The sequence below is a fragment of the Haloarcula nitratireducens genome, from assembly GCF_019599505.1.
Window position 1 is genome coordinate 26417 of record NZ_RKLT01000015.1, and the last position, 26280, is coordinate 52696.

Consider the following 26280-nt stretch of genomic DNA (forward strand, 5'->3'; position numbering starts at 1 on the left):
GATAAGCGCTGTTGCTTGCCTGCGAAACCCGGTCCAGCGTCGGGGCTGGCGAACGTAACTCTCGGGATCTCGATATGCGGTCCTTCTATGGGCCACCTTCGCCTATCGCGGCGGCTCGAAAATGAGACACGGAGCACGCGAACAGCGAAGTGGGTGCTGTCCGTAGGCCGAGGCATGCGCGTCTACGAGACCGACCTCCCGGGCGTCGGCCGGCGATACGCCGTCGAGTTCCCGGACGGCGGCCGACTGACGGTTCTCGTCGGCAACGACGGGACGCGAGAGACCTACTGGCGCGAGGACGGCGACGGCGACAGCGACCGGTTGTTCTCGCTCACCGAGGGACAGGCGCGGAAACTCGCCGAGATATACGACGGGACGTACTTCGAACCGACGCCCGAGGACGTCGACGACGTCCTGCGGGACGCGCGCATCCGCTGGGTCGAGGTCAGTTCGGACGATCCGGTCATCGGGCGGACCATCGGTGAGGCCGGGATTCGCAGTCGAACGGGGGTCCTCGTCCTCGCGGTCCAGCGGGGCGACCGAACCATATCGAGCCCCGACGCGAACACTCGAATCGAGTCGGGCGACGTTCTCGTCGCCGTCGGGACCGACGATGCTCACGAGAGACTGGCCGACCTCCTCGGGTGAGCCGTGACGAACTGCGCGATCCGACGGACGCTCTACCGTGGGAAACGAGTCGCGGGAAACGTTATAGTCCCTCGAACTCGGCGATGGCTTCGCGCCAGCTCTCGGGAATGGGTTGGGGGGCCTCCTCCTTGCGGCTGTAGGTGACGACCGTCGTCTCGCCGGTGGCGGCGACGTGACCGTCGGAGCGGACCTCGTACTCGAAGGGGAAGCTCTTGGTACCGAGACGCGGGACGCGGACGCCCACGGTGACGCTGTCGGGGGTTCGCACCGGCCGCTCGTAGTCGAGTTCGAGGTTGGCGATGACGATGCCGGTCCCGTCGCCGGCCGCCGAGAGCAGGTCGCCGTCGCCCCGATCGACGACGGCTTGCAGGTAGTCGATACGGGCCTCTTCGAGATAGGTCCCGTACCGGACGTTGTTGACGTGGCCGTAGGTGTCGAGGTCGTCGTAGCGGACGTCGACCTCGGTCGTGAACTCGAAGCTCATGCTAGGAGCTCCGCGTGCTTCTCCTCGAGTTTTTCTATCTTCGGCGGGATCGTCATCGTGCAGTACGCCTGGTTGGGGTTCTTCTGGAAGTAGTCCTGGTGGTACTCCTCGGCGGGGTAGAACGTCTCCAGGGGCTCGACCTCGGTGACGATGTCGTCGTCGTAGCCGTGCTGGATGTCGTCGATGAACGCCTCGACGGTCTCGCGCTGGTCGTCGTCGTGATAGAAGACCGCAGAGCGGTACTGCGTCCCCACGTCGTTGCCCTGGCGGTTCAGCGTCGTCGGGTTGTGGGTGGTGAAGAAGACGGCCAGGAGGTCCTCGTAGCTCACCACGTCGGGGTCGTAGGTCAGCTGGACGCACTCGGCGTGGCCGGTCTCTTCGCGGCAGACGGCCTCGTAGCTCGGGTCCTCGACGTGGCCGCCTGCGTACCCGGAGACCACCTTCTCGACGCCTTTCACCTGTTTGAAGACGGATTCGGTACACCAGAAACACCCGCCGGCGAACGTCGCTTGTTCGGTCTCGGTCATCGAAGAGAGATAGGCGGGGGACGCACAAAAACAGACGGTCGACGCTAGCGGTCCACGTCGCCCATGATGGGGTCGAGACTGCCCAGCGTCGCCACGAGGTCGGCGACGTACTCGCCCTCGGCCATCGCGGGGAACGTCTGGACGTGCGAGAAAGAGGGACCGCGAATCTTGAAGCGGGCGGGCGTGTCGGTGCCGTCCGAACGGATGTAGATGCCGAGTTCGCCCTTGGCGGACTCGACGGCGCGGTAGATCTCGGTATCGGGGTCGGGCCGAAGCGTGCGGGGGACGTTCGACTGGATCTCGCGGTCTTCTTCGGGCCACTCGGCGAGCAGGTCGGCGCACTGCTCTACGATCCTCGCGGACTGCTCGACCTCCTGCAGTCGGACGAGGAGGCGCGCGAAGTTGTCGCCGCCGTCTTTCGTGACGACGTCCCAGTCGAGCCGGTCGTAGTAGCCGTAGGGGTCGTCGCGGCGCAGGTCGTAGTCGACGCCCGACCCGCGGGCGACGGGACCGGTACAGCCGTAGGCCCTGGCGGTCTCCGGCGAGAGATACCCCGTGTCGACGGTACGCATCTGGAGTATCTCGTTGTTGGTCACCAGGTCGTGGAACTCCCGGACCTTCTCGGGGAGCGAATCGAGGAACGCGTAGATCTTCTCGAGGAACGGCTCGCGCGGTTCCGGGAGGTCCCACGCGACGCCGCCCAGCCGGAAGTAGTTGAACATCAGGCGCTGCCCGGTGAGGTCTTCGAGGATCCCCTGGATGAGTTCGCGGTCGCGGACCGCGTACTGCCAGACGGCGTTGAACTCGCCGACCACGTCCAGCGCGTAGGTGCCGAACGCGAGCAGGTGGCCCAACATCCGGCTGAACTCCGCACACATCGTCCGGATCACCTGTGCGTACTCGGGCACGTCGATGTCCGCCAAGTCCTCCGCGGCGCGGGCGTAGGCCCACTCGTTGGCCAGTCCGGCCCCGCTCCAGTCCCAGCGGTCGGGGTAGGGCATGATCTGGTGGCGGTAGGTCCCCGACTCGCACATCTGCTCCTCGCAGCGGTGGATGAACCCGATGTCGGGGTCGACGCCGACGACCTGCTCGCCGTCGAGTTCGACGTTGAGGTGGAGGACGCCGTGCGTCGAGGGGTGGTGCGGCCCGATATTGAGATGCATCGTATCGGGACCGGTACGCCTGTCTTCGAGCAGGTGCTGGTGTTCGCGGAAGGTGACGATCTGCGGCTGGTCCTGGTCGTAGTCACGGGACAACGGGTGACCCTGCCACGTCTCGGGCAAGAGGATACGCCGCAGGTCCGGGTGGTCGTCGTACTCGATGCCCAGCAGGTCGTACGCCTCGCGCTCGTGCCACTCGGCGGTCCGGTACACCGGTGCGGCCGACTCGCTGTGAGGGTGGTCCGACGTGGTGGGGACGACCACCGACAGTTCGCGGGTCGGGTCGTCGTAGCTCCGCAGGTGGTAGATGGTCTCGAAGCGGTCGGCGTACTCCTGTGCGGTGACGCAGGCGCAGTGGTCCAGTCCCGCTTCTGTCTTCAGCGTCGAGAGCACCGCTTGCACCTCGTCGGCGCGGACCACGACTGCCGGCGCGTTCTCGTGAGTCTCCTCGTCGGTGACGTACTCGCGTATCGGTTCGACGAGGTCCGCGTTCGCATCGCGCTCTGTGACCCCGACTGTCCGTGACATACCTGATTCGTCGGCCGCGTTCTCCCTCGCCTTGCTGCCTCTGTTGCGAGGTACCTTTATACCAAGTGTCCGAACTGCCGACATGAAGTACGTCAGGCTCTCCCTCTCGATGGCTCCCGACCTCCGCCATCCGATGCACCAGTTCGTCGTCGAGCACGACGGCTTCGACGCCAGTTACCTCGTCCGGGGCAACGCGCTCGGCGAGGACGTACAGACCCTCCTCTTTCACGTCGACGGTCACCCGGTCGAGCCCTACCGCGAGGCGCTCGACCGCGCCGAGAACGTCGTCGAGTACGCCATCTCGACGTGCCCGGACGAGACGTTCTACCTCTACGTGCGCGGCAACCCGTCCGAACAGGACCACGAACTCGTCGACGCGCTCGTCAGGGCGGGGTTGGTGGTCGTCTCTCCGATCGCGTACCGCGCCGACGGGACCATCCGCCTCGCGCTCGTCGGTCCCGGCGGCACCGTCCAGCGGGCTATCGAAGCCGTCCCCGACGGCATCTCGGCCGACGTCCGCGAGGTCAGCGAGTACGACAGTCGCCGCTTCGAGACGGCGTCGACGCTGACCGACCGGCAGTTCGAGGCCGTCGCCGCCGCCGTCGACTGCGACTACTACGACGACCCGCGGAGCGGGACGACAGAAGACGTCGCCGATCGGCTCGACTGCGCGCCGGGGACGGCCGCCGAACACCTCCGGAAAGCCGAAGCTCGCGTGATGGAACGCGCGGTCGAGGAGTACCGCGGTCCGGTCTAAGGGCATCGATGCGCGACTCGAATCGATCTCCTCCCGTGGCCCGCAACGCCTAACGCATCTCACCACCTACCGCCGCCGATGACACTCGCGGACCTAGACTGGCGCGTCGTCGGCGAGGAGCGACACGACGGGCCGCTGACGATGGCGTTCGAGGAAGTGGCGGCCGAGACGGTCGCCGACGGCGGTCCCGCCACCGTTCGCGTCTACACGTGGCCCGATACGCTCTCGCTCGGGTACCGACAGGACCCCGACAGCGTCGACTGGGAGTACTGCGAGCGCGAGGACATCGGCGTGACGCGCCGACCGACCGGCGGCGGCGCTATCTATCACGACTCGGTCGCGGACATCTCGTACGGCATCGTCGCCCCGACCGACGCCGTTCCGGGCGACCTCATGGAGTGTTACGAGCTGTTCTGTGAGCCGGTTCTAGATGCCTTCGAGGGTATGGGAGTCGATGCGTCCTTCGTCGACAGCGAACGCGAGGCCGTCCACCAACCGGCCTGTTACCTCCGCGCGCTCCACCCCGCCCACGACATCGTCGGGCCGGACGGCCGCAAACTCGGCGGGAACGCCCAGTACCGCCAGCGAGACGCCGTCGTCCAGCACGGATCGCTGTCGTTCTCGCTGCGGCCCGAGCGCCACTGCGGCTGTTTCGCCGGCGACGCCGACACCGACGCGTTCCGCGAGCGAGTCGGTGCCATCGACGAGTACGCAGATATCGACCGCGAGGTGGCGGTAGCGACGCTGAAAGAGACGCTGGCCGACTGGGTCGACGCCGAGGAAGGCGAGTGGACCGAGGAGGAGCGCTCGCGCGCACGCGAGCGCGCGCAGTCGAAGTACGACACCGAGGCGTGGGTCCGTCGCTCGCCGTAGCGCGTGTCGGTTCGGCGGACAGTTCGGAATCTCTTTGTCGCGTCGTCGCCGACCGAGAGCATGGTCAGAGTCGGTGCACACACCTCCATCGCGGGCGGCGCGTACAACGCCGTTACAGAGCAAGTCGAGTACGAGGGCAACTGCGGGCAGATATTCTCCCACTCCCCGCAGGTCTGGCAGGACCCCAACATCGACGACGAGGAGGCCGAGAAGTTCCGGGAACTGAGCGAGGACAACGGCGTCGGCCCGTGGGTCATCCACTCCTCGTACCTCGTGAACCTCTGTACGCCGAAGGAGGACCTCCGCGAGAAGTCCCGCGATTCCATGCAGAAGGAGGTCGAGGCGGCCGCGAAACTCGGCATCGAATACGTCAACGTCCACCTCGGGGCGCACACCGGCGCGGGCGTCGACGGCGGTCTCGACAACGCCGCGAGCGTGCTGGACGACCTGGAGATCCCCGACGGCGTCACCGTTCTCGTCGAATCGGACGCCGGGAGCGGGACGAAACTCGGCGGCGACTTCGAGCACCTGGCGGCGGTGGGCGAGCGGACCGAGCAGGACGTCGAGTTCTGTCTCGACACCGCCCACGCGTTCGCCGCGGGCTACGACATCTCGACGCCCGAGGGCGTCGAAGAGACCTTCGCGGAGTTCGACGACGTGGTCGGCTTAGAGCGCCTCGCCTGCGTCCACCTCAACGACTCGAAGCACGCCTGCGGGACGAACAAGGACGAGCACGCCCACGTCGGCGAGGGTGAGATCGGCGAAGACGGCATGCGTGCGTTCGTCAACCACGACGCCGTCGCGGACGTGCCGTTCGTCTTAGAGACGCCAACCGAGAACGGCAAGAGCTTCGCGTGGAACATCGAACGGGTTCGGGAACTTCGCGACGAATAATCTCTCACGAGGGAAAGTGACCGCCGAGGCGGTTCGACCGCGAACTTTTTGCCGCCGAACCGTCTCTCTCCGACAGTGCGCGAGTTCTCAGCCGACTACCTCGAAAGCACGCGAGAGGGCATGTGGACCGACTCCCGAGCGGCGCTGTCGGACCTCGCTCTCGGGGAGTGTGACCGCGTCCTCGATGTCGGCTGTGGCACCGGCGAACTCACTCGGGTGCTCCGCGAGGAGTCGGGCGGGACGGTCGTCGGCCTCGACGCCGACGCCGAACTGCTCGCCGCGGTGGACGGCCCGGCCGTCCGCGGCGACGCGACGCGACTCCCCTTCGCCGACGATTCGTTCGACCTCGTGGTCTGTCAGGCGCTGCTCATCAACCTCCCCGACCCCGAGGCGGCGGTGCGGGAGTTCGCCCGCGTCGCCGGCGACCGGGTCGCGGCCATCGAACCGAACAACGGCGCGGTCTCCGTCGACTCCACGATCGAACGCGAACCCCTCCTCGCCCGGCGAGCGCGGCGCTATTTTCTGGACGGCGTCCGGACGGACGTGACGCTCGGGGCCGACGCCGCCGAGGTGTTCGAGTCGGCGGGCCTCGACGTTATCTCGACGCGCCGGTACGATCAGGAGCGAACCGTCGAACCGCCCTACGGTGAATCGGCGGTGCGGGCCGCCCGGCGGAAGGCGACCGGTGAGGGGCTGGCCAGCGACCGTGAGACGATCCTCGCCGGCGAGACGACCCCCGAGGAGTACGACGCGCTGCGCGAACGCTGGCGGAAGATGGGACGGGACGTCATCTCCCAGATGCAGACCGACGACTACGAGCGCCGCGAGACGGTCCCGTTCTTCGTCACCGTCGGTCGGGTGTAGTCCGCCCGTCTGCGGTCTCTCGACGGGGTTCGTCGGGGAGCAGGTAGCCGGCGGCTCGATAGAGGGCGATGTCGACGCCGCCGAGGACGAGACCCACGAGGGCACCGATCGGCGCGGCGACGACGGTGCCGATGAGGACGATCAGTAGCGCCGAGAGAGGTTGGCTCGTGAGCAACTGCGGAACGGCGGTCACCGCGAGGATTCCGAGGAGGAAAGCGACGCCGCTGGCTCCGCCGGCCGCGACGCCCCGCAACGCGAGCGCGCGCAGCGATGCGTCGGCGAGCGACGCCGTCGAGAGCACCCAGCGCGCAGCGAGGACGAATATCGCCCAGAGATACAGGAAGACGGCGACGCCCGCGAGCGTGTTCAGCCCTTGCAGGAGTCCGCCGAGGACGCCCGCCGCGTGGGCGGCGACGACGCCGACGAGGGCGAACGAGACGACGTCGACGGTGCCGAGCGCCCACGGGAGCAGCGAGAGCCGCCGGCCGTCGGCGGCGGCCGACTCAGCCATGTGCCAACACCTCCGCGAGGACGACCAGCGCGAGGAGCGCGACGGCGGTCACGCCGTAGGCTCGGCCGAGCGTTCCGCGGAGGGCCGTATTCGCGGTATCGGCTTCGAAACCGTCGCGCTCGCCCGCACGGACGACGACGAGCGTTCTGACCGCCGACCCGACTGCGACGCCCAGTACCGCGACGAGTTTCACGAGCAGGGTCCGTCCCCAGTCGGTCGTCGGTCCGGGCACGCCGAGTGCACCGAGGTTGCCGACGCCGGTGAGGACGAGGACGCCGAGCGCGCCCCAGAACAGCCATTCGTACCGTCTGGCGGAGGTCAGGTCGGTCACTGCGGCGGTCCGGTAGCCGTACCAGACGGCGACGGTACCGCCGACCAGCACGGTGACGGTGAGGACGTGGAGGGTTCGGACGGCGAGGGAGACCAGTTGCGCCATCGGTCGTAGTACGCGCGGCTCGACAAAAGCGCTTGGTCGCCGGTCAGCCGTCGGTTCCGTCCCCGTCGGCCGTCGCTCCCTCGTCGACGGTCTCTCCGATTCGCTCCGCCGCGGTCTCTCGGTCGCCGGTCGCCGGGACGAGACCGGTCGCGGCCCCCAGTCCGAACGGCGGCATGTTGACGTAGACGGACTCGTGGTCGCCGGCCCGAACCCGGTAGGTCTCGTGCCAGATGCCCACGTCGCCCCCTTCGCCCACTTCGGCGGCGAACCGCTTCCAGGCCGGCAAGTGCTCGCCGTCGGGGTCGTGGGCGTACGCGTGCAGATCCTCGAAGGAACGCCAGAACTGCGTCAGGGTGACGTTCCTGAGGCCGAAACTGGTCCGGCGGCCGAGTAGCCCGCTATCGGGGTCGGCGTCGAGCTCCCGTAACATCCGGGGCATCGCGAGGAAGACGGGGAGCCACTCGTGGACCTTCCAGAGCTTGTTGAGGCGGATACCGATGCGAAACACCACGAAACCGTCGTCGACGTCGGCGGTCATCCGGCGTGGAATCGGGTCGCTCATGTCTTTCGATTAACACTACTGGCTCCCGACGCATGTCTGTTAGTGTACGGAAAAGATCACACTCACACCACGTCGCCGCGGACCGTCGCGCCCTCCTGGCGCTCGCGGTAGGCCCGAACGGCGTCGGCGGCCTCGTCGGCCTCCCCGTCGTCCATCCCGAGCATCTCCAGCGCGCCCGACAGCGTCGGGAGGACGAAGTCGCCGTCCCGGAGCTTCTCGAAGGCTTCCTCGGAGCGTTGCCCGTCCACCCACAGACACGCGCCGCGGGGGTCCAGAATCTGCTCGTAGTCGTCGCGGGCCATCGCGCCCTGTAGCCGCTGGGTGACGTTGTCGTCGAAGGAGGCGTTACACACCTCTAGGTGAACCGGTTCGTCCCCGTCGTCGGGCAGCAGGTGAGCGGCCAGACACTTCTCGGGGGCAGCGTGGCCGTTCGCGTTGGCCCGGAGGTACTCGGGGTACTCGTCGGCCCACTCCGCGCGAACCGTCTTGCCGACGCCGTCGACGCCGTGGCTCCGCTGGAACTCCTCGGCGCGTTCGGGGGCGTCCTTGAACAGGATGTCCTTGGTGACGTAGATATCGAGGCGCTCGATGGGGTCCAGTCCCAGCGCCACGTCGCCGTACACCCATACCTCCCGAACTGGCACCGGCATCGTCTCCTCCTCGACGGTGGCGACGACGTCCTCGACTCGGGAAACGGCCGCCGCGCGGTCCATGCTCATCGCGTGGGCGTAGTGGACGGGCGGGCAAATCGCTGACGCTCTGCCGGCCGCGGCCTTTTACAGGGGGCCGTCGAAGGCCCGGCCATGCAGGTTCGCGTCTACGACGATGGAGCAGAGCGGGACTGTCTGCTCGTCCTCGGGTGGGGCAATCGTTGTCGTCACGAGAACGTCCGGTGGCTCGTCGACCGACTGGCAGAGCGCTACCGCGTCCACGCCGTCGAACTGCCGACGCACATTACCGACGTCCGGCGCGAGTGGGTCGACCCGGTTCGGAGGTACGCCGCCGACCTCGACGAGTTCCCGATTCTCGCTCACAGCGCCGGCGGGCTGACCACCGCGCACCTCGACGCCGACGGCGTCACTAATCGCGTCTACCTCAGTCCGTGGTGGGGCGACGACCTCCCGTTCCCGAAGACGGTCGTGGAGGCACTCTCCCGACTCCCCATCACCGAACCGTTCCTCCCCACCGGTACGCTCGAACGCGAGGCCATCGGCGACCTCGCCACCGAGGCACAGATGCGCGACGGGCCGGACGCCGCCTCGCCCGCGTTCCTGCGAACGACTCGCCGGGCACATGCCTCTCTCCCGCCGGCCCGCGAGAACGCCGTCGCGTTCTGCAGTCTCACGGACAGAATAGTGGACCCGAGAGCCATCGGGGAACGACTGCCCGCCGACCGAATCCGCCTGTACGACGGCGGACACGAACTGTTCAGTTCGAGCGCTCGGGACCGACATATCGACACCGTGCTCGACGCCCTCGAACGCGGCCCGGACGCGCTCTCGTAGATCCGCTCTCGGCCGCCCGCGGCCCTCGTGGACGACGACCGCTGGGGTTTCGAACCGAGACGAAACCCTCACCACCGCTCGCACGAAAGCGGAGACGATGGAGTGTGACAAGTGCGGGGACCACGCGGTGCTGCACGCGGCGTACTCGGGGCTCCACCTCTGTGAGGACCACCTCTGTCGGACCGTCGAGAAGCGACTCCGGAGGCGGGTGCGCGAGGACGGTCTCGTCTCGGACGACGCCACCCCCGAGGACCCGGAGACGTGGGTCATCGGTCTCTCGGGCGGGAAAGACAGCGTCGTCCTCACGTCGATCCTCCACGACGTCTTCGAGCGCGACCCGCGAATCGAACTCGTCGCCCTGTCGATTCACGAGGGGATCGAGGGCTACCGCGATAAGAGCCTGGAGGCCTGCGAGGAACTGACCGAGGACCTGGGCATCCGTCACGAAGTCGTCTCCTACGCCGAGGAGTTCGACGTGCGGATGGACGACGTCGTCGAGAAGGACCCCGAGGGGATGGCCGCCTGCGCGTACTGCGGCGTCTTCCGCCGGGACGTCCTCTCGCGGTACGCCGAGGAACTGGACGCGGACAAACTGCTGACGGGCCACAACCTAGACGACGAGGCCGAGACGGCGCTGATGAACTTCTTCGAGGGCGACGTCGAGCAGATGGCCCAGCACTTCGACGCCTCGCTCGGGCCGTTCGAAAAGCAGTCCAACGGTGACGCGCCGACCGAACGAACGCGGGAGAAACAGGACCACCACGTCCCGCGGGCGAAACCGCTTCGGGACGTTCCCGAGAAGGAGATCGCGCTGTACGCCCGCTTCCGGGACCTGCCGGCACACATCACCGAGTGTCCCCACGCCGAGGAGGCCTACCGCGGCGAGATCCAGCAGTTGATGCTCGGTCTCGAAGAGAACCACCCCGGCACGCGCCACTCGATCATGGCCGGCTACGAGAAGCTCGCGGCGCTGGCGGCCGACGCCTACGGCGGCGACAATGCCGACGCCGAGTTCGGCGAGTGCGACAGTTGCGGCGCGCCGACCGCTCGGGACCTGTGTCGGAAGTGCAACCTCCTCGACGCCCTCGAAGCGGTTTAATCGAGCGCGTCGCCGATTCGCGCATAAGTCGTGTCTAACGCCCGCACGACTGGTGACCGACTCGTGTCTCACTCGCGTCTGCCTCGTGGGCGATTCGTGTCAGACTCGTGTATGAGTCGTGCCCGTTCCCGGTGGGAATCTGGAAATGGTTCATGTGTCGGTAATCCTCCCTTTCTGACGGTGTATTCCATATGACACCTGACCGACGAGACGTGTTGCGAGGTATCGCCGCCGCCGGAACCGCCCCCGCCATCGCGGGCGTCGCGAGTGCGCACGACGATGACGACTACGAGGACGATAACGACTACGACGAGGACGCCCTCGTCCGGGCCGTCCACGCGTCCCCCGACGCTCCGGACGTCGACGTCTACGTCGACGGCGACCGGGTACTGAAAGACGTCGAGTACGGCACCATCTCGGACTATCTCCGGGTCGAACCGGACGAGTACGAGGTGAAGATAACCGCCGCAGGCGACCGGGACACCGTCGTCTTCGAGGACGACCTCGAACTCGAGGAGGACGAGGCGTACACCGTCGTCGCCACCGGCGAACTCGCCGAGGACGACTTCGAGGTGTTCGTCTACGAGGACGACCGGAGCATCCGACGGGACCGGGCCCGCGTTCGGGTCATCCATGCCTCGCCGGACGCCCCCGACGTGGACGTGACCCTCGACGAGGGCGACGCCGTCCTCATCGAAGACCTCGAGTTCGGCGAGGCGAGCGACTATCTGACGGTCAAGCCGGGCCGCTACGAGCTGGAAGTGCGACCCGCGAGCTCGAAGAACGACAACCCCTTCGACGCGGAGTTCGACGTCCGACTCCGTCCGGGCCGGGTGTACACCGTCGTCGCCACCGGGTTCTTCATGCCCGACAAAGCCGCGGAGTACGAAGTGTTCGACCTCCTGGGAGCGGTCGACGCCCGCCGCGACGACGACCACTGAGTCGGCTTACCGTCGATACGTGGCGTATACTAAGGGCGTCCCAACGCGTCCGTTCCGCCGATGGAGACCGTGCTCTGGCAGGTCCTCGCCGGCACCGAGGGCGGGCCCAACCGGGTCCGAATCCTTCGCGTCCTCGACGAGCGACCGCGGAACCGCCACCGGCTCGCCGACGACCTCTCGCTCAACTACAAGACGGTCGAACACCACCTCGACGTGCTCTCGAAGCACGGCTTGGTCGAGCACAGCGACTCCGACTACGGGGCCGTCTACTTCCCGACGGAGACGGCTCAGGAATACTGGTCGGTCATCGAGCGGATCGCGGAGACGACCGACGCTTAGCGGCGTGTTCCGTTCGACTGACCGCGTTCGTCGGGAGCCGTCGCTCGGAGCGCGAAAACGGAGAGGAAAGGAGAGTCGGTCGGCGGTTACTCGTTCGTCCGGATGACGTCGAGCCCGTTGTTCTTCTCTCGCTGGTCGCGGCCGCCGTCGGTCTCGCCGTAGCCGCTGGGGCTGCCGGCGTGGTTGGCGGTGCCGCCGTCGTTGGCGCTGGCTTCGAAGTTCTCGGAGGCGTCGAAGGAGGTGTCGTCGCCGACCTCCTGGATCGCCTCGCGGGACTTGTTGGCCTGCTTCTGCGTGGTCGGGCCGAGCACCTGCGCGGACTGGACGCCGGTCATGATGGCCATGACGCGGACCTTGCCCTTGTACTCCTCCTGGATGCGAGCGCCCCAGATGACGTTCGCCGAGGCCTCGAGGCGCTCGGTGATGTTCTGAGCGATGCCCTCGGCCTCCTTCAGGGTGAGGTCCGGGCCGCCGGTGATGTGGACCAGGCCGCCGCTGGCACCGCGGTAGTCCACGTCCAGCAGCGGGTGGTTCATCGCGTCCTTGACGACCTCCTGGGTCTTGTTCTTGTCCTGGGTCTCGCCGACGAGCATCACCGCGACGCCGCCCTGGTTCATGATGGAGGTCATGTCGGCGTAGTCGAGGTTGATGAGGCTCGGCTGAGTGATCGTCTCGGAGATCCCCTTGACCGTCTCGGCGATGATCTGGTCCATCACCGAGAACGCCTTGCCGATGGGCAGGTTCGGGACGTAGTCGAGCAGGCGGTTGTTGTCCAGCACGATGATGGAGTCCGCCTCGTTGCGGAGCTTCTCCAGGCCTTCCTCGGCTTTCACCGTGCGGGCGCGCTCGACGTTGAACGGCGTCGACACCATGCCGACGACGATCGCGCCCTGCTCTTTGGCGATCTTCGAGACGACGGGGGCGGCACCGGTGCCGGTCCCGCCGCCCATGCCGGCCGTGACGAACACGAGGTCCGCGTCGCCCAGCACTTCCTTGATAGTCCCCTGTGCCATCTCGGTGGCGCGCTCGCCCATCGAGGGGTCGCCGCCGGCGCCGAGTCCGTTGGTGAGGGACTTGCCGACCAGAATCTTCGTGTCGGCTTCGATCATCTTGAGGTGCTGTTTGTCCGTGTTGATGGCGACGGTGTCGGCACCCTCGACGCCGATGTTGTAGAGCCGATTGACGGTGTTGTTCCCGGCACCGCCACAGCCGACGATGACGATCCGCGGGTCGCCGAACCCGTCGACGTCGTCCTCGGACATCTTCTGCTGTTCCTGCTCGTCGCGTTCGAGGGCCTCGTTGACGATGTCCTGCATCGTTAGGCCCTCGCCCACGTCCGCTTTTGCTTCTCGGAAGCACGCTCGGAGCCGTCCTGTTCTGCGAGCATCTCACGGACGGCCGAGCGAATCGCCTCGCTTCGGTTGGGGTATTCCCCCGTCTCGACCATCTGTTCGACCTCTTCGATCTGCTGCTTCGGAATCCGTAGTGTCACACGCTCCATTGTTATTGGTCCCCTTTGGGTAAGACGGCCTGAACGAGTCGAGATTTCGACCCGTCCAGTTGTTTACACCGTGAAACCGCAAGCCGATGGCGGGATGCCACCGTTGCGCACACCGTGTAAGACGACCGTCTTACGCAAGATGTACCACAAACTGGGGGATATTAAAACTATCGCCGAGTGTATGACAAACGCGCGTTTACGTCAGAAGAAACGCGCTACCGCTCGTTTGCGCCACTTCGCGATCGGTCGAGTACGTCCGCCGCCGGCGTCCGACGACCGCAGCTGGGACAGAACCCCCAGTCGGACCGGATCTCGTCACCGCAGTCACAGAAGACGCGCCGTGACGCCTTCTCACCGCAATTCGGGCAGTAAACGTGGTCTTCGGAGAGGTTTTCGCCACATTGGGCACAGGAGATCTGTTCGCCCGGTTCCGCGTTTTCACTGCGTTCGGTCGGTGTCTTACGGCTCTCAGCGCCGTGTGATACGTCGTCGGCGGCATCGGCAGCGGCCGCGTCGGACGCGTGTGACTCGGCCGCCTGTTCGGTCGCCACAGCGCCGCGTTCGGCGTCGAGGGAGATGTTTACGTTGACATCCTGTGGTTGCCGCGCGGGCCGCCGCTCGGGTAACCGGTCGGTGATGATGGCGTCGACACGCTCCGCGATGAGTTCGTCGATGCTCTCGGTGTCGGTCACCGATTCGGCCCCCGTCGACTCGGCGGAGTCAGAGCGAGTGGGTGACGGGTCGTCGCCGCTCCCGTCGAGGTACGCTCGGAGGGCCTCGCGCATGACCTCGCTCTTCGAGGCGTCGAACGCTTCGAGGCGCTCGATGAGGTCGTCGTCAGCGCGGAACGTGATCTTGCTCATCCGACTCGTAAGACAGGTCGTCACCCGGGTATTAAAATCTTCCCGATACGTCAGACGCACGGCTGCCGAGACGCGCTCACTCTCGCGGATCGAACCCGGCGTCCCAGCGTTCGCCGCAGTCCGGACACTCGACGTGGTACGCGTTCGACCGCAGGAAGTGTGACTTCTCCTCGACGGACAGCTCCCCCGCATCGCGGGCACACGCGACGTGAAATCCGGTGCCGCAGTGGTCGCACGTCACTGACCGCAGCTCGCTGGTGAGGGGATCGGAACAGTAGATGCAGTCTCCGAGCACTGACAGAGACGTACAACGACCGGTGGTTTACGTGTTCCCCCATCTCGCGGTCCGATTGCTGCGGTGAGTGAGCGAGCATCCTACGTGGTACGCATCCCCGTGTGAGCGCCCCGCGAACGCCCCGAGAATAACAATCCTTAAGTCCGGACGGCGGGCTAATTCCTGTTGCTGCCCGCCCTTAGCTCAGACTGGTAGAGCAGTCGACTGTAGATCGACTTGTCCCCCGTTCAAATCGGGGAGGGCGGACTTTTCCTGCGAACAGCGTGAGCAGTGAAACGTCCAACTGAGTAGATCTGAACACGGGAGTCGCAGTCCCGGAACGGCGTGACACGCCGCACGCCCGGAACGTCTCCCATCTGTTCAAATCGGGGAGGGCGGACTCGTTCTGTCGGCCGAACTGCTGTCGGAAATCCATTTCGGTACCTCGTTCCGCTCTATCTGTAGCTCGCCGGCTACGCGAAGTACCGATGAGAGCGACGAACCTAGTATCGTACTAGTGGCCAATAGAACATCGAATGGGTTCCGGCCCCCTTGCAGATCAGGCGGCCTGCGAACGAGTCAGGCGAGAGAACAGTTCTCGACGCGAACGCCCGTAACCTGTACGGAGAACCGTCAGATTGGGGGCGTGAAACCGCGTAAACGACCCACCCTCTTTTTGACAGAGCGGGTAGAAGCATGGCTTGGTCGTCGATGGGAGTCTTTGACAAAGCACGCAACGTTTCCCAACTCGGGGAACAGGATAGATGCCCGTACATCTGTCTGGAATGTGAGGAGTCGTTCGAAGTCCAGTACCACTCCTGTCCGGTCTGCGACGGATACGACGTCCGCCGGGCCGAGTGGGTCGAATAGCCCTCGACGTCCACACTGGCACGTCCTAGCCGATGCTATCGGGCTCAACGCCCTTTTTTGCCGCACGTCTCCAGCGCCGCATGCCGCTTGGCACAGCCACAAGTAACCGCGAGCGGTAGCGAGCGTATGCAACATCGCCAACTCGGGACGACGGGGTTCGACGTGACAGAGGTCGGGTTCGGGACGTGGAACATCGGCGGCGACTGGGGCGACGTCGACGAAGAGGCGGGCCGCGAGGCGGTCCGGGCCGCGCTCGACGCCGGCATCGACTTCATCGACACGGCCGACGTCTACGGCGACGGCTTCAGCGAGCGACGCATCGCCGAGGTGCTCGACGAGCGCGGCGTCCGCGACGAGGTGACGGTGGCGACGAAGGCCGGCCGCCGCCTCGACCCGCACACCGCCGACCGCTACGACTACGAGAACCTCTCGCAGTTCGTGGACCGCTCGCGGGAGTACCTCGGCGTCGAGACGCTGGAACTCGTCCAACTGCACTGCCCGCCGACCGAGGCGTACTACCAACCCGAGACCTTCGAGGCGCTGGACCGCCTGAGAGACGAGGGGAAGATCGCCCATTACGGCGTCAGCGTCGAGAAGGTCGAGCAGGCGCTGAAGGCCATCGAGTACCCCGGCGTCGAGACGGTCCAGATAATCTTCAACATGTTCCGCCAGCGGCCCGCGGAGCTGTTCTTCGAGGAGGCCGCGCGCCGCGACGTCGGCGTCATCGTTCGGGTGCCGCTGGCGTCGGGCCTGCTGACCGGCGAACTCTCGCGCGACACGGAGTTCCCGGAGAACGACCACCGCAACTTCAACATCGAGGGAGAGGCCTTCGACCGCGGCGAGACGTTCGCCGGCCTCCCGGTCGAGGACGGCTTCGACGCCGTCGACGAACTGCGCGACCACGTCCCCGAGGAGACGACGATGGCGCAGATGGCGCTGCGCTGGATCCTCGACCACGACGCCGTCTCGACGGTCATCCCCGGGTCGACGACGCCCGAACACATCGAGGCCAACGCCGCGGCCAGCGAGAAAGCGCCGCTCTCGAACCAGACTCACGGCGCGGTGCGGGACATCTACGAGGAGTACGTCTTCGACTCGGTTCACCACCGCTGGTAACGGCAGCGGAGCGACGCCGAGATTTTCTGCCGACGGCATCGGAGTGCCGCCCGCCGTCGCGACTCACCGCACAGTTCAAGTGCGCTTGCAGTAACCTCACGCGTATGGCGGTCTCTTTCGACCTGTTCGGGACGCTCGTCGATGCTGAACGGTCCGACGCGCCGTGGGACGCCGTCGCCGAGCGGCTCGACGCGCGCGGCGTCAGCGTCCCCGACGACTGGGAGGCCGCCTATCGAAGTTCTCACCGCGAGTACGACCGCGGCCGAGAGGCACCCCTCGACGAGCACGTCCGCCTCGCATTGGCGAGTCGCGATGTCGAGGTCAGCGAGGCGACGGCGCGAGAAGCGGTGCTCGCGGCGTTCGACGTTCCGGTGACCGTCAGGGACGGCGCACGCGAGGCGCTGGCCGCCGCACACGACCGCGGTCCCGTCGCCGTCTGCTCGAACTGCAGCGTCCCCGGACTGGTCGAGCGGACGCTCGACCGGGCCGACCTCGGTCTCGATTCCCCGCTCGCGCCCGACGCCGTCGTCGCCAGCGTCGACTGCGGCTGGCGCAAGCCGTTCGAACCGATCTTCGCGGCGACGGCCGAGGCGCTGGGCGTTCCGCTGTCTGCGCTCGTCCACGTCGGCGACGACGCGCGCACCGACGGCGGGGCGGGGCGGGTCGGCGCGACGTCGGTTCTGCTGGAGGAGGTACCGCTTCCGACGGTCGCCGCGCGGCTTCGGGAGGGGACGCTGTGCTGAGTGCGCTCGCGATCGTCGTCGCCGCGGCGCTCGAAGCGGCCGTCGGCGAACCGCCGACGCGGTACCACCCCGTCGCGTGGTTCGGCTCGCTCGTCGCGCCGCTGGACCGGGAGTGGCGGGCCGACGCTCACGCGCTCGCGTTCGGCGCGCTCGGCGCGCTCGTCCTCCCGCTGTTGGCGGCGCTGGCCGTCGGCGCGTCGGTCGCGCTAGCCGAAACGCTCTCCCCGATGGCTGGGGCGTTCGCGGCCGGCCTCGCGCTGTTCCTGACGACCAGTCTCCGCGAACTCCTCGTCGCCGCGCAGTCGGTCGTCGCGGATTCCGAGATCGACCCCGAAGCCGCCCGCGACGGACTGCTCGCGCTGGCCGGCCGGGACGCCGCCAGTCTCTCACCGGGCCTTCTCCGCAGCGCGGCCGTCGAGAGCGCCGCCGAGAACCTGGCGGACGGGTTGATCGCCTCGCTGGGCGCGTTCGTCCTCGGGGCGGCGCTCGCGCCGCTGGCCGGGTTGCCGGCGCTCCCCGCGGCTGCGGCCGCCGCCGCCTGGGTCAAGGCCGTCAACACGATGGACTCGATGCTCGGCTATCGCTCGAAGCGAGTGGGAACGCCCGCCGCGCGCCTCGACGACGCCGTGATGTGGCTCCCGGCGCGGGCGAGCGCTCTGCTATTAGCCGTCGCGTTCGCCGACGCGAACTCGCTCGGCCGCGCTCGCGCGTGGCTGGACCGGGTCCCCTCACCGAACTCGGGCTGGCCGATGGGGACTGCCGCGGCCGCCCTCGACGTTCGACTGGAGAAGCCCGGCGTCTACGTTCTGAACGCGAACGCGGCACTTCCGAGCGTAGAGACGGCGCGGCGGGGCGTGCGCGGCGTCGGTCGCGCCGGCCTGCTGACGTACGCGCTCGCGGGGGTGATCGCGTGGTTCTGAGCGCGGTTCGCGGGGCGCTCGGCTTCCTCTCTCGGCTCCCGGTCGGCCACAGCGAGACCGCGTGGGACGCCTTCGCCGCGACCCCGGCGGCGTTCCCGCTGGCGGGCTACGTCGTCGGCGCGCTGGTCGCCGTCCCGTTCCTCGCCGTCGGACTCGTCCCCGCGCCGGTCGTCGCGGCGGCGTACCTCGGCGGAGTCGTCCTCGTCACCGGCGTCAACCACGCCGACGGCCTCGCGGACCTCGGCGACGCGGCGGCCGTCCACGGCGACCCCGCCCAGCGCCGCGAAGCGATGCGCGACACGACGGTCGGCGTCGGCGCGGTGCTGGCGCTCGGGACCGCCCTCGTCGGACTGGCGCTCGGCGCGCTCGCCGTGGCGGAACTACCGGTGCTCCCGGCCGTCGCCGTCGTCGTCGCCGCGGAGGTCGGCGCGAAGCTCTCGATGGCGACGCTGGCCTGTCTCGCCAGCCCGAGCCACGAGGGATTCGGCGAGACGGTGCTCTCGGGGAATCGGCCGCGAGACGCCTTCGCGTCGGTCGCGGCGGCACTTCCGGCCGCCGCGCTCGTCGTCCCCGCTGCGACCGTCGCCGTCGCCGCCGGGCCGGTCGTCGCCCTCCTCCTCGAACGGTGGGCCGACCGTCGCCTCGGCGGCGTCGGCGGCGACGTCTTCGGCGCGGCCAACGAGCTCTCGCGGGTCGTCGCCCTGCACGCGGCCGTCGTCGCGTGGACGCTCGTCGACTGGGGGGTGCTCGCGTGGACGCGCTGGTGATGTGCGGCGGGCGCGGGACGCGCCTCGACGCCGACTGCGAGAAGCCCCTGTTCGAGGTCGGCGGCGTCCCGATGGTCGACCGCGTCCTCGGCGCGCTCGAAGCCAGCGGCGTCGAGCGCGCGTACGCCGTTACGTCGCCGAACGCCCCCGAGACCCGCGCTCATCTCGACGTGCCGTGTATCGAGACCCCCGGCGAGGGCTACGTCGCGGACCTCGACCGGGCGCTGTCGGACACCCGGCTCACGGCGCCGGTGCTGACCGTCGCGGCGGACCTCCCGCTGCTCGACGGCGAGATACTCGACCGCGTGCTGGCCGCCCACGACGGCGGCTCGCTGTCGGTACTGGTCCCCGCCGCTCGCAAGCGCGAACTCGGCGTCAGCGACGACACGACTTTCCAGCGGGCCGGCGAGGCGGTCGCGCCGACCGGCGTCAACGTCGTCGGCGACGGCGGCGACCGCGACGACGCGTGGCGATCGACGGACGTCCGACTGGCGGTCAACGTCAACGCGCTGTCGGACGCCCGCGTGGCCGAGCAATATCTGTAACGCACGAAACATACTCCCGACTCCTCCTCGTTCGGCCATCCATGGACCCCGACAGCGTCGACCGGTTGCGAACGTTCGGCGAGACCGACCCGCACTTCGACGCGGACGGCCGCGTCCCGCACGGCAGTAGCGACGACAGGGAACTGCTCGATTTCAGCGCGAACACGAACCCGCGAGTCCCGACCGGCTCGGCCCGCGTGTTCAGTTCCGCCTTCGCCGCCGCGCGGTCGTACCCGGCCGACGACTACCTTCCGTTCCGGACGACGGCCGCCGAGTTCGTCGGCTGTGACCCCGTGCAGGTCGTCCCCACCGCGGGCGGCCTCGAAGCCATCCGAATGGCTATCCAGACGACCGTTCGAGCCGACGAGTCGGTCCTCGTCCCCGCGCCGAGCTTCGGCGAGTACGCCCGCGAGGTCCGGCTACAGGGGGCCGAACCCGAGTTCGTGGACCACGGCGAGATACTCGATAGCGACCCCGCCTCCCACGCGATGGCTATCGTCTGCAACCCGAACAACCCGACGGGGCAGTCCTACGACGCCGAGGCGCTGCGGGCCTTCGCCGACCGCTGTCGGGAGCACGGGACCACGCTGCTCGTGGACGAGGCGTTCCTCGGATTTACTGAAGAACCCTCGCTCGCGGGCCGCGAGGGCGTCGTCGTCGCGCGCTCGCTGACGAAACTGTTCGGCCTGCCGGGCGTCCGGATGGGCTACGCCGTCGCGTCGGGGGAGTCGCTCGACCGCCTGACGACCGCTCGCCGCGCGTGGTCGATGAGCGAACCCGCCGCGGCGCTGGGCGAACACTGCTACCGACAGGACGACTTCGTCGCCGAGACGCGCGACCGGGTCGAGCGCGAGCGCGAGCGGATGCGCGACCGCCTCTCGGCGCGCTTCGAGGTGTTCCCGTCGGACGCCCCCTTCCTGCTGTTCGAGGTGGCCGACGTGAGCGTGGACGAACTGCTGTCGACGGCCCGCGAGCGGGGCATCGCGCTCCGGGACGCGCGCTCGTTCCGCGGCCTCGACGGCCACGTCCGCGTCGCGGTCCGAACCGAGTCACAGAACGACCGCCTCTTGGCGGCGCTGGATGTTTGAGACGACCCGGCGCGAGGGGGTCGTCCAGGTCCGCCGCGAGGGGGCGCGCTGGCTCTCGACCGCGTGGGACGGCGGCTACCGCGCCGCCGACGCAGTGTACAACCTCACCGTTCCCGAGGGGTTTTCCCGGACGGACCTCGACGCCTACCGGGAAGAGCGACTGCGGGAGGCCGGGTTTCCGGTCGGGCCGGCGCTGCTGACCGGTCTGGAGATGACTCACGCGCGCTGTGCCCGGAGCGGTCCCGTCGCGGTGCTGGCGACGGCGGGGCTCTCGAACCCGGCGGCGCTCCCGATGGGCGAGAGCGAGGCCGCCACCGAAAGGACCGCTAATCGCGACGCGGAGAGCGACGACGCCGAGTGGCGACCGGGGACGGTGAACCTCGCAGTCGGGGCCGACCGCTCGCTGGACGACGGGGCGCTCGCGACGCTACTCGCGACGGCCGTCGAGGCGAAGGCGGCGACGCTGCTCGATGCTGCGGGCGTCCCCGGCACCACCTCCGACGCCGTCCTCGTCGGTTGCGTCCCCGACGCCGACCCCGCCGAGTTCGCCGGGAGCGCGACCGAGGTCGGCGCGGCGGCGCGGGCCTGCGTGCGCGACGCCGTTCGGGCCAGCCTCGCCGCCCGCTACGACGACGGTCCGCCGACGGTCGAGGAAGCCGAGCACGGCGTCGTCACCGACCGGCAGACCGATGTGCGCCGGCCCTGAATCGGGGCTATGAGCGACAACTCCGCCGGCCCGACCGCCGAACCCATCACGCCCGGTGCGCCCGAGGAATTTGGGCTCGTGCAGGTGTGGTGGGGCGACGGCAAGGGGAAGACGACGGCGGCGCTGGGGATGGCGACCCGCGCCGTCGGCCACGGCTACCGCGTCCACCTCCTCCAGTTCATGAAGGGCGGCACCGGCACCGTCGAGGACGTCCGCGGCGAGTACAACGCCATCGCCGCCTTGCCGGGCTTCTCCTACGAGAACGCGGGCCACTACGGCTGGCACGGCTTCATGGACGGGAGCGACGACGACGAGCACGCCGCCCGCGCGAAGGGGGCGCTCTCCCGCGCTCGCGAGATCCTCGACGCCAGCGGCGACGCCGACCTCTCGGAACCCCTGGACGCCGACGGCCCGCCTGAGGACGGCGTCAACATGCTCGTCCTGGACGAGATTCTCTACGCCGCCAACCGCGGCCTCGTCGATCCCGAGGACGTCGTCGCGCTGATCGAGGAGAAACCCGACGACGCGGAACTCGTCCTCACGGGCGGCCACGAACCCCCCGAGTACGTCTTCGAGCACGCCGACCTCGTCACGGAGGTCGGCAAGATCAAGCATCCGCTCGAATCGGGCCACTCCGCGCGGAAGGGCACCGAGTACTGAGTCGCCGGATCGGTCGGACCCACCGGCTACGAGTCGGCGTCCGACTCCGCGAGCAGGTCCGCGGCCAGCGACCGGGCGGCGTCGACGTGTTCGTCCGCCTTCTCGTCGCCCGTCGAGTCGAACTCCTCCAGTAGCTCCGCGACCTTCCCCACTCGCTCTCTGCGGACGGCGGGCGCGAGGTCGGTGATCGCGGCGTCGAGCGCGATGGCCTCGGCTTCGCCCAGCCACCGGCTCGCCGTCCGCTCGACCGGACGCTCGCCGGTCGCTTCGAGATGTTCGTGCAGGGCGTGCAGTCTGTCTTCGTCCACGGCGACGCTTCGCGCGGCGAGCGGAAAAAGCCGCCGTCGAACCACTCTTGTCGCCGGCCCGCTCACACTCGACCGATGACTTCGAGCGGCGGACCGACGGCCGACACCATCCTCGTCGCGGGCACCGCTTCGCACGTGGGAAAGAGCACGGTAGCGGCGGGGCTGTGCCGCCTCCTCGCCGACCGCGACCTGTCGGTCGCGCCGTTCAAGGCCCAGAACATGAGCAACAACGCGCGGGCGACGCCGGGCGGCGAGATCGGCGTCTCGCAGTACGTGCAGGCCCGCGCCGCCCGCGTCCCGCCGAGAACCGACCACAACCCGGTCCTATTGAAACCGCGCGGCGACGGCGAGTCCCAACTGGTCGTCGACGGCGAGGCGGTGGGCCACTTCGCCGCCGGAGCGTACTACGACGCCCACTGGGACAAGGCGCTGACGGCGGCCCGGGAAGCCCACGCTCGACTGGCCGCCGACCACGACGTGATCGTCGCCGAGGGCGCGGGCTCCATCGCCGAGATAAACCTCCACGACAGAGACCTCGCCAACGTCGAGACCGCGCGCTTCGCCGACGCCGACGTGCTGCTCGTCGCTGACATCGAACGCGGCGGCGTCTTCGCCTCGCTGGTCGGGACGCTCGAACTCGTCCCCGACGACGTCCGCGAGCGCGTCGTCGGCGCGGTGATCTCGAAGTTCCGCGGCGACGAGTCGCTGCTCGCGCCCGGCCTCTCCGCCTTCGAGGAGCGAACCGGCGTTCCGATACTGGGCGTCCTCCCGTACGACGACCCCGGCCTCCCCGAGGAGGACAGCGTTGCGCTTCCGTCCGTCGGCGAGCGCGCGATCCGCGGCGCGGACGACGGCGTCTCGGACGATCGGAGCGTCACCGTCGCGGTGCCGCGCCTTCCCCGCATCTCGAACTTCACGGACCTCCAGCCGCTCGCCGCGGTGCCCGGCGTCCGCGTCGCCTACGTCCCGCTCTCGGACCCGCTCGACGACGCCGACGCCGTCGTCCTGCCCGGCAGTAAGAACACCGTCGACGACCTGCTGGCGCTCCGGAAGGCCGGCTTCGGCGACGCCCTCTCGGAGTTCGACGGCCCGGTCGTCGGTCTCTGTGGGGGCTATCAACTGCTCGGCGAGGAGATTCGGAACGCCGATATCGAGGGGACGAGCGGCCGCGAGCGCGTCGAGGGGTTCGGCCTACTCCCGGTGACGACGACGTTCTCGACGGACAAGACCGTCGAACGCGTCGAACGCCGCCTGCGCGGCGTCGGCCCGTTGACGGGTGCGAGTGGTCCCGTCGAAGGGTACGAGATACACATGGGCGACTCGGCGCTCGTCGGCGACGCGATGCGGCCGCTCGAAGGGAGCGGCGCGGCGACCGACCGCGTGCTGGGAACCTATCTCCACGACCTCTTTGCGAACGACGTAGCACTCGATGCCTTCGTGAGAAACACGTTCGAGCACGCTGGAATCGAGCCACTAGCGCCGCTCGGTGACGACCGCCCCTCCCCCTACGACCGGGCGGCGTCGCTCCTCGCGGCATACGTCGACCCCGGCCCGCTCCCCGTCGAGTGGTAGTTTATTCGCCCGGCCGAGGCGCGAAGTTTATATGCGAGCGCGCGGGCAGTAGCGGTAATGGTGGAAGTGTTCGCGGTCGCCAGCGGGAAGGGGGGAACCGGCAAGACGACGAGCACGGTCGCGCTGGGGATGGCTCTCGCGGACCGCTACGACGTGACGGTGGTCGACGCGGACACGGGGATGGCCAACCTGCTCTTTCACGCCGGCCTCTCCGACGCCGAGACGACGCTGCACGACGTGCTGGCCGACGACGCGGCGGTGAGTGAGGCGACCTACGAGCGCTTCGGGATGACCGTCGTCCCCTGCGGGACGAGTCTGGACGGCTTCCGCGACGCCGACCCCGCCCGCCTGCGCGAGGTGGTCGCGACGCTGGCGGCCGACACCGACGTCATCCTGCTCGACTCGCCGCCGGCGCTCGACAGTCGCACGGCGGTGCTGCCCATCGTGATGGCCGACCGCATCGTGGTCGTCCTCCAGCCGACCATCCCGGCTATCTCGGACGGTCTGAAAGTCCAGGAGTACGCGACCTCCTACGGGACCGGGGTCGCCGGCATCCTGTTCAACAAGGTCCGCGAGGACGAGCGCATCGACGACGTCGCCGAGAAGACCGAGCGCTACTTCGACGGGCCGACGCTCGCCGCGATCCCCGAGAGCGAACGGGCGCGCGAGGCCCGGCGCGCGGGCCGACCCCTGCTGGCTCACGCGTCCGACTGCGACGCCGCGGCGGCCTACCGTCGGGCGGCATCGCAATTAGAGATTGAACATCGTGATGTGCAAACTGTCGCACAGCGAGCGAGAAGCGCGATTATTCCGCAAAAGGCATAGAACGGGATTATGTGTGGGTGTATCCCGGAGACCCTGTGACATCCATGTCCGCTTGTAATCGGAACACCTGACACAGCAGGCGGTTTCTCGCAGGTTTCAGGACTCCACAACGCTCGTCATCACCGGGATCTCCGATTCAGCAACGCTGTCCTGTGACACTGTCACTGGTGCGCCCATCCCGCGGTATGTCATCGTCGTCGGATTTCACGCGACAACTCTCACCCCACGGGTCACTGCGGCGAGCAATATTGATCGCCGCATTCAAATCTGCCTGATACGTGCTTACCCAACAGTCCTCGTTTTCACAACAGAATTCTGCCTGTGAGTGCCGCGTACCGATACGCTTGCACTGGTGGCATATTTTCGACGTATAGGCGGGATTGACATACTGAACTGGAATCCCGATATCTACGGCTTTGTCTTCGAGACGCGTCTGTAGCCGATTGAACGCCCATCGATGGAGCCGCCGATTCATGTATGACCCATAGTCGAACCGTTCACGAATCGTAGCGAGATCCTCCAAGACGATAACTGGGTTCTCGAACTGTTGAGCGTACTCAACACCACGCTTCGAAGCTTTCTCAATGATATCATCAAGTCCATCTTGGAAAGACTGTTTACGTTCCGTTATTCGCCAGCTGGCAGCATTTCGTGACTGGAGGCGCTTGAGGGTCGCATGTCGTTCCTTCTGGAGCTTTCTTGCTCGTTTTCCACTGATGAACAGTGGCTGTCTCGGCTTTCCCTGTTCAGTAGCACATCCGACTAAGAGGTTTGATTCGCCAACGTCGAACCCGACTGGGGTTCGCTCCGACGCCGACGGGGCCAAGGTTTCCTCAACCGCTCGCTTGATCGGAACCGAGAGTGACCACTGTTCCCCCTCGTACTGCAAGCGAACTTCACCGACCGTCACCTCCTCGGCGATAATTTCGTGCCAGTGCTCGTGCTGGTCGGGGTTGATCTGCAACGGAATCCAGATATTCGGAGAATGTCCTGGAAGGGGTACCCGCCAACAAAATTCATAGGTCCGGTCGGTTGAGTGATCGAACCGAACGCCCCGGTTCGTGAGACGGACGGGTTGCTCATATCTGACTTCCTCCGCGTTATGTTGGTTTCGAAGGCGTGGAATACACTGCTTGAGGGCGTCTTTTGCATACGAGGTGAGGTCGTAGGGCGTTACGATCTCGTTCACCTGATACTGCGTCGTTGCCCCAGAACTGAATGCCTCTTCGAACGCTTCTCGGTAGGTTCTAAGAAGGATCTGTAGTTTCTCTTCCTTGTGCGCGGTTGGTTCAAGCAGTGTTGCCACTACTGTTCTCGTGATTGTCTTGGTCATGATTCACTCAATCCGTGATTCGCTCGTTATCGCTTATATATGTCCGTTCAATACACGGTCG

32 protein-coding genes and 1 tRNA gene are annotated in these 26280 nt (G+C 67.6%); 20 read left to right on the forward strand and 13 right to left on the reverse strand.

Annotated features, from left to right (window positions below):
* The first annotated feature begins 174 nt into the window (after positions 1-174).
* Complete coding sequence (locus EGH23_RS19940; protein WP_220581743.1) at positions 175-648, forward strand: cation:proton antiporter regulatory subunit; 474 nt, start codon at positions 175-177, stop codon at positions 646-648.
* Between the two features lie 61 nt (positions 649-709).
* Here EGH23_RS19940 and EGH23_RS19945 read toward each other — a convergent pair whose 3' ends face one another.
* From EGH23_RS19945 to EGH23_RS19955, 3 genes are read right to left on the reverse strand one after another with little or no spacing between them, the layout of a single operon-like run.
* Positions 710-1132, reverse strand: a complete 423-nt coding sequence (locus tag EGH23_RS19945; RefSeq protein ID WP_220581744.1) for an acyl-CoA thioesterase — start codon at positions 1130-1132, stop codon at positions 710-712.
* Positions 1129-1659 (reverse strand): peptide-methionine (S)-S-oxide reductase MsrA, encoded by a 531-nt coding sequence (gene msrA, locus EGH23_RS19950; protein WP_220581745.1) that lies wholly within the window; start codon positions 1657-1659, stop codon positions 1129-1131. The genes EGH23_RS19945 and msrA overlap by 4 nt, the downstream gene beginning before the upstream one ends.
* Before the next feature lie 44 nt (positions 1660-1703).
* The gene (locus tag EGH23_RS19955) at positions 1704-3347 is read right to left on the reverse strand and encodes an NADH-quinone oxidoreductase subunit D (RefSeq protein WP_220581746.1); all 1644 of its coding nucleotides are present in this window, start codon (positions 3345-3347) and stop codon (positions 1704-1706) included.
* An 82-nt stretch (positions 3348-3429) separates the two neighbouring features.
* On the opposite strand from EGH23_RS19955, the gene EGH23_RS19960 reads away from it, so the two are divergent.
* The 4 genes from EGH23_RS19960 (at position 3430) to EGH23_RS19975 (ending at position 6735) form a co-directional block, all read left to right on the forward strand.
* Positions 3430-4104: a helix-turn-helix domain-containing protein gene (locus tag EGH23_RS19960; RefSeq protein WP_220581747.1), complete on the forward strand. Its 675-nt coding sequence runs from the start codon at positions 3430-3432 to the stop codon at positions 4102-4104.
* A 78-nt stretch (positions 4105-4182) separates the two neighbouring features.
* Positions 4183-4977 (forward strand): lipoate--protein ligase family protein, encoded by a 795-nt coding sequence (locus tag EGH23_RS19965; protein ID WP_220581748.1) that lies wholly within the window; start codon positions 4183-4185, stop codon positions 4975-4977.
* A gap of 60 nt (positions 4978-5037) precedes the next feature.
* Positions 5038-5871, forward strand: coding sequence for a deoxyribonuclease IV (locus tag EGH23_RS19970; protein ID WP_220581749.1), 834 nt, complete (start codon positions 5038-5040; stop codon positions 5869-5871).
* 120 nt (positions 5872-5991) lie between these two features.
* Positions 5992-6735, forward strand: a complete 744-nt coding sequence (locus EGH23_RS19975) for a class I SAM-dependent methyltransferase (RefSeq protein WP_220581786.1) — start codon at positions 5992-5994, stop codon at positions 6733-6735.
* On the opposite strand, the gene EGH23_RS19980 is transcribed toward EGH23_RS19975, so the two are convergent.
* From EGH23_RS19980 to EGH23_RS19995, 4 genes are all read right to left on the reverse strand, one after another.
* Positions 6716-7246, reverse strand: coding sequence for a DUF7965 family protein (locus tag EGH23_RS19980; protein WP_220581750.1), 531 nt, complete (start codon positions 7244-7246; stop codon positions 6716-6718). The genes EGH23_RS19975 and EGH23_RS19980 overlap by 20 nt on opposite strands.
* Positions 7239-7682, reverse strand: a complete 444-nt coding sequence (locus EGH23_RS19985; RefSeq protein WP_236044968.1) for a CopD family protein — start codon at positions 7680-7682, stop codon at positions 7239-7241. Before EGH23_RS19985 ends, EGH23_RS19980 begins: the two co-directional genes overlap by 8 nt.
* Before the next feature lie 43 nt (positions 7683-7725).
* Positions 7726-8244: a DUF4188 domain-containing protein gene (locus tag EGH23_RS19990; protein WP_220581751.1), complete on the reverse strand. Its 519-nt coding sequence runs from the start codon at positions 8242-8244 to the stop codon at positions 7726-7728.
* Between the two features lie 62 nt (positions 8245-8306).
* On the reverse strand, positions 8307-8957 hold the full coding sequence (locus tag EGH23_RS19995; protein WP_425433250.1) for a DUF7095 family protein: 651 nt from the start codon (positions 8955-8957) through the stop codon (positions 8307-8309).
* 90 nt (positions 8958-9047) lie between these two features.
* On the opposite strand from EGH23_RS19995, the gene EGH23_RS20000 reads away from it, so the two are divergent.
* The 4 genes from EGH23_RS20000 to EGH23_RS20015 all read left to right on the forward strand — a co-directional run bounded on the left by EGH23_RS20000 (position 9048) and on the right by EGH23_RS20015 (position 12128).
* Positions 9048-9749, forward strand: coding sequence for an alpha/beta hydrolase (locus tag EGH23_RS20000; protein WP_220581753.1), 702 nt, complete (start codon positions 9048-9050; stop codon positions 9747-9749).
* Positions 9750-9846: 97 nt separating this feature from the next.
* Positions 9847-10848: a tRNA 2-thiolation protein NcsA gene (gene ncsA, locus EGH23_RS20005; RefSeq protein WP_220581754.1), complete on the forward strand. Its 1002-nt coding sequence runs from the start codon at positions 9847-9849 to the stop codon at positions 10846-10848.
* Positions 10849-11039: 191 nt separating this feature from the next.
* Entirely contained in the window at positions 11040-11789 is a 750-nt protein-coding gene (locus EGH23_RS20010; protein WP_220581755.1) for a DUF4397 domain-containing protein, read from the forward strand.
* A 60-nt stretch (positions 11790-11849) separates the two neighbouring features.
* Positions 11850-12128: an ArsR/SmtB family transcription factor gene (locus tag EGH23_RS20015; RefSeq protein WP_220581756.1), complete on the forward strand. Its 279-nt coding sequence runs from the start codon at positions 11850-11852 to the stop codon at positions 12126-12128.
* 86 nt (positions 12129-12214) lie between these two features.
* Here the strand turns inward: EGH23_RS20015 and ftsZ are convergent, their stop codons facing one another.
* The 4 genes from ftsZ to EGH23_RS20035 all read right to left on the reverse strand — a co-directional run bounded on the left by ftsZ (position 12215) and on the right by EGH23_RS20035 (position 14733).
* Positions 12215-13444, reverse strand: a complete 1230-nt coding sequence (gene ftsZ, locus EGH23_RS20020) for a cell division protein FtsZ (protein WP_220581788.1) — start codon at positions 13442-13444, stop codon at positions 12215-12217.
* 2 nt (positions 13445-13446) lie between these two features.
* Positions 13447-13629, reverse strand: a complete 183-nt coding sequence (locus tag EGH23_RS20025; protein ID WP_135301923.1) for a ribbon-helix-helix domain-containing protein — start codon at positions 13627-13629, stop codon at positions 13447-13449.
* Between the two features lie 215 nt (positions 13630-13844).
* Positions 13845-14492: a double zinc ribbon domain-containing protein gene (locus tag EGH23_RS20030; protein ID WP_220581757.1), complete on the reverse strand. Its 648-nt coding sequence runs from the start codon at positions 14490-14492 to the stop codon at positions 13845-13847.
* A 76-nt stretch (positions 14493-14568) separates the two neighbouring features.
* On the reverse strand, positions 14569-14733 hold the full coding sequence (locus EGH23_RS20035; RefSeq protein WP_220581758.1) for a hypothetical protein: 165 nt from the start codon (positions 14731-14733) through the stop codon (positions 14569-14571).
* Between the two features lie 226 nt (positions 14734-14959).
* On the opposite strand from EGH23_RS20035, the gene EGH23_RS20040 reads away from it, so the two are divergent.
* From EGH23_RS20040 to EGH23_RS20080, 9 genes are all read left to right on the forward strand, one after another.
* A tRNA-Tyr gene (locus EGH23_RS20040) sits at positions 14960-15033 on the forward strand.
* 729 nt (positions 15034-15762) lie between these two features.
* Entirely contained in the window at positions 15763-16752 is a 990-nt protein-coding gene (locus EGH23_RS20045) for an aldo/keto reductase (RefSeq protein WP_220581759.1), read from the forward strand.
* 104 nt (positions 16753-16856) lie between these two features.
* Positions 16857-17495, forward strand: a complete 639-nt coding sequence (locus EGH23_RS20050; protein ID WP_220581760.1) for an HAD family hydrolase — start codon at positions 16857-16859, stop codon at positions 17493-17495.
* The gene (locus EGH23_RS20055; RefSeq protein WP_220581761.1) at positions 17489-18415 is read left to right on the forward strand and encodes a CobD/CbiB family cobalamin biosynthesis protein; all 927 of its coding nucleotides are present in this window, start codon (positions 17489-17491) and stop codon (positions 18413-18415) included. The genes EGH23_RS20050 and EGH23_RS20055 overlap by 7 nt, the downstream gene beginning before the upstream one ends.
* Complete coding sequence (gene cobS, locus EGH23_RS20060; RefSeq protein WP_220581762.1) at positions 18406-19182, forward strand: adenosylcobinamide-GDP ribazoletransferase; 777 nt, start codon at positions 18406-18408, stop codon at positions 19180-19182. The genes EGH23_RS20055 and cobS overlap by 10 nt, the downstream gene beginning before the upstream one ends.
* On the forward strand, positions 19182-19727 hold the full coding sequence (locus EGH23_RS20065) for an NTP transferase domain-containing protein (protein ID WP_220581789.1): 546 nt from the start codon (positions 19182-19184) through the stop codon (positions 19725-19727). The genes cobS and EGH23_RS20065 overlap by 1 nt, the downstream gene beginning before the upstream one ends.
* A gap of 41 nt (positions 19728-19768) precedes the next feature.
* Positions 19769-20815 (forward strand): threonine-phosphate decarboxylase CobD, encoded by a 1047-nt coding sequence (gene cobD / locus EGH23_RS20070; RefSeq protein ID WP_220581763.1) that lies wholly within the window; start codon positions 19769-19771, stop codon positions 20813-20815.
* The gene (locus tag EGH23_RS20075) at positions 20808-21521 is read left to right on the forward strand and encodes an adenosylcobinamide amidohydrolase (protein WP_220581764.1); all 714 of its coding nucleotides are present in this window, start codon (positions 20808-20810) and stop codon (positions 21519-21521) included. The genes cobD and EGH23_RS20075 overlap by 8 nt, the downstream gene beginning before the upstream one ends.
* Before the next feature lie 9 nt (positions 21522-21530).
* The gene (locus tag EGH23_RS20080) at positions 21531-22181 is read left to right on the forward strand and encodes a cob(I)yrinic acid a,c-diamide adenosyltransferase (RefSeq protein ID WP_220581765.1); all 651 of its coding nucleotides are present in this window, start codon (positions 21531-21533) and stop codon (positions 22179-22181) included.
* 26 nt (positions 22182-22207) lie between these two features.
* On the opposite strand, the gene EGH23_RS20085 is transcribed toward EGH23_RS20080, so the two are convergent.
* Positions 22208-22489: a DUF8152 family protein gene (locus EGH23_RS20085; RefSeq protein ID WP_220581766.1), complete on the reverse strand. Its 282-nt coding sequence runs from the start codon at positions 22487-22489 to the stop codon at positions 22208-22210.
* Between the two features lie 75 nt (positions 22490-22564).
* Here EGH23_RS20085 and EGH23_RS20090 point away from each other — a divergent pair, with 75 nt between their 5' ends.
* Both EGH23_RS20090 and EGH23_RS20095 read left to right on the forward strand, forming a co-directional pair.
* Positions 22565-24061, forward strand: a complete 1497-nt coding sequence (locus EGH23_RS20090) for a cobyric acid synthase (protein ID WP_220581767.1) — start codon at positions 22565-22567, stop codon at positions 24059-24061.
* Between the two features lie 57 nt (positions 24062-24118).
* Entirely contained in the window at positions 24119-24886 is a 768-nt protein-coding gene (locus tag EGH23_RS20095) for a nucleotide-binding protein (RefSeq protein WP_220581768.1), read from the forward strand.
* 136 nt (positions 24887-25022) lie between these two features.
* Here the strand turns inward: EGH23_RS20095 and EGH23_RS20100 are convergent, their stop codons facing one another.
* Positions 25023-26219, reverse strand: a complete 1197-nt coding sequence (locus EGH23_RS20100; protein ID WP_236044969.1) for an RNA-guided endonuclease TnpB family protein — start codon at positions 26217-26219, stop codon at positions 25023-25025.
* Between the last annotated feature and the right edge of the window lie 61 nt (positions 26220-26280).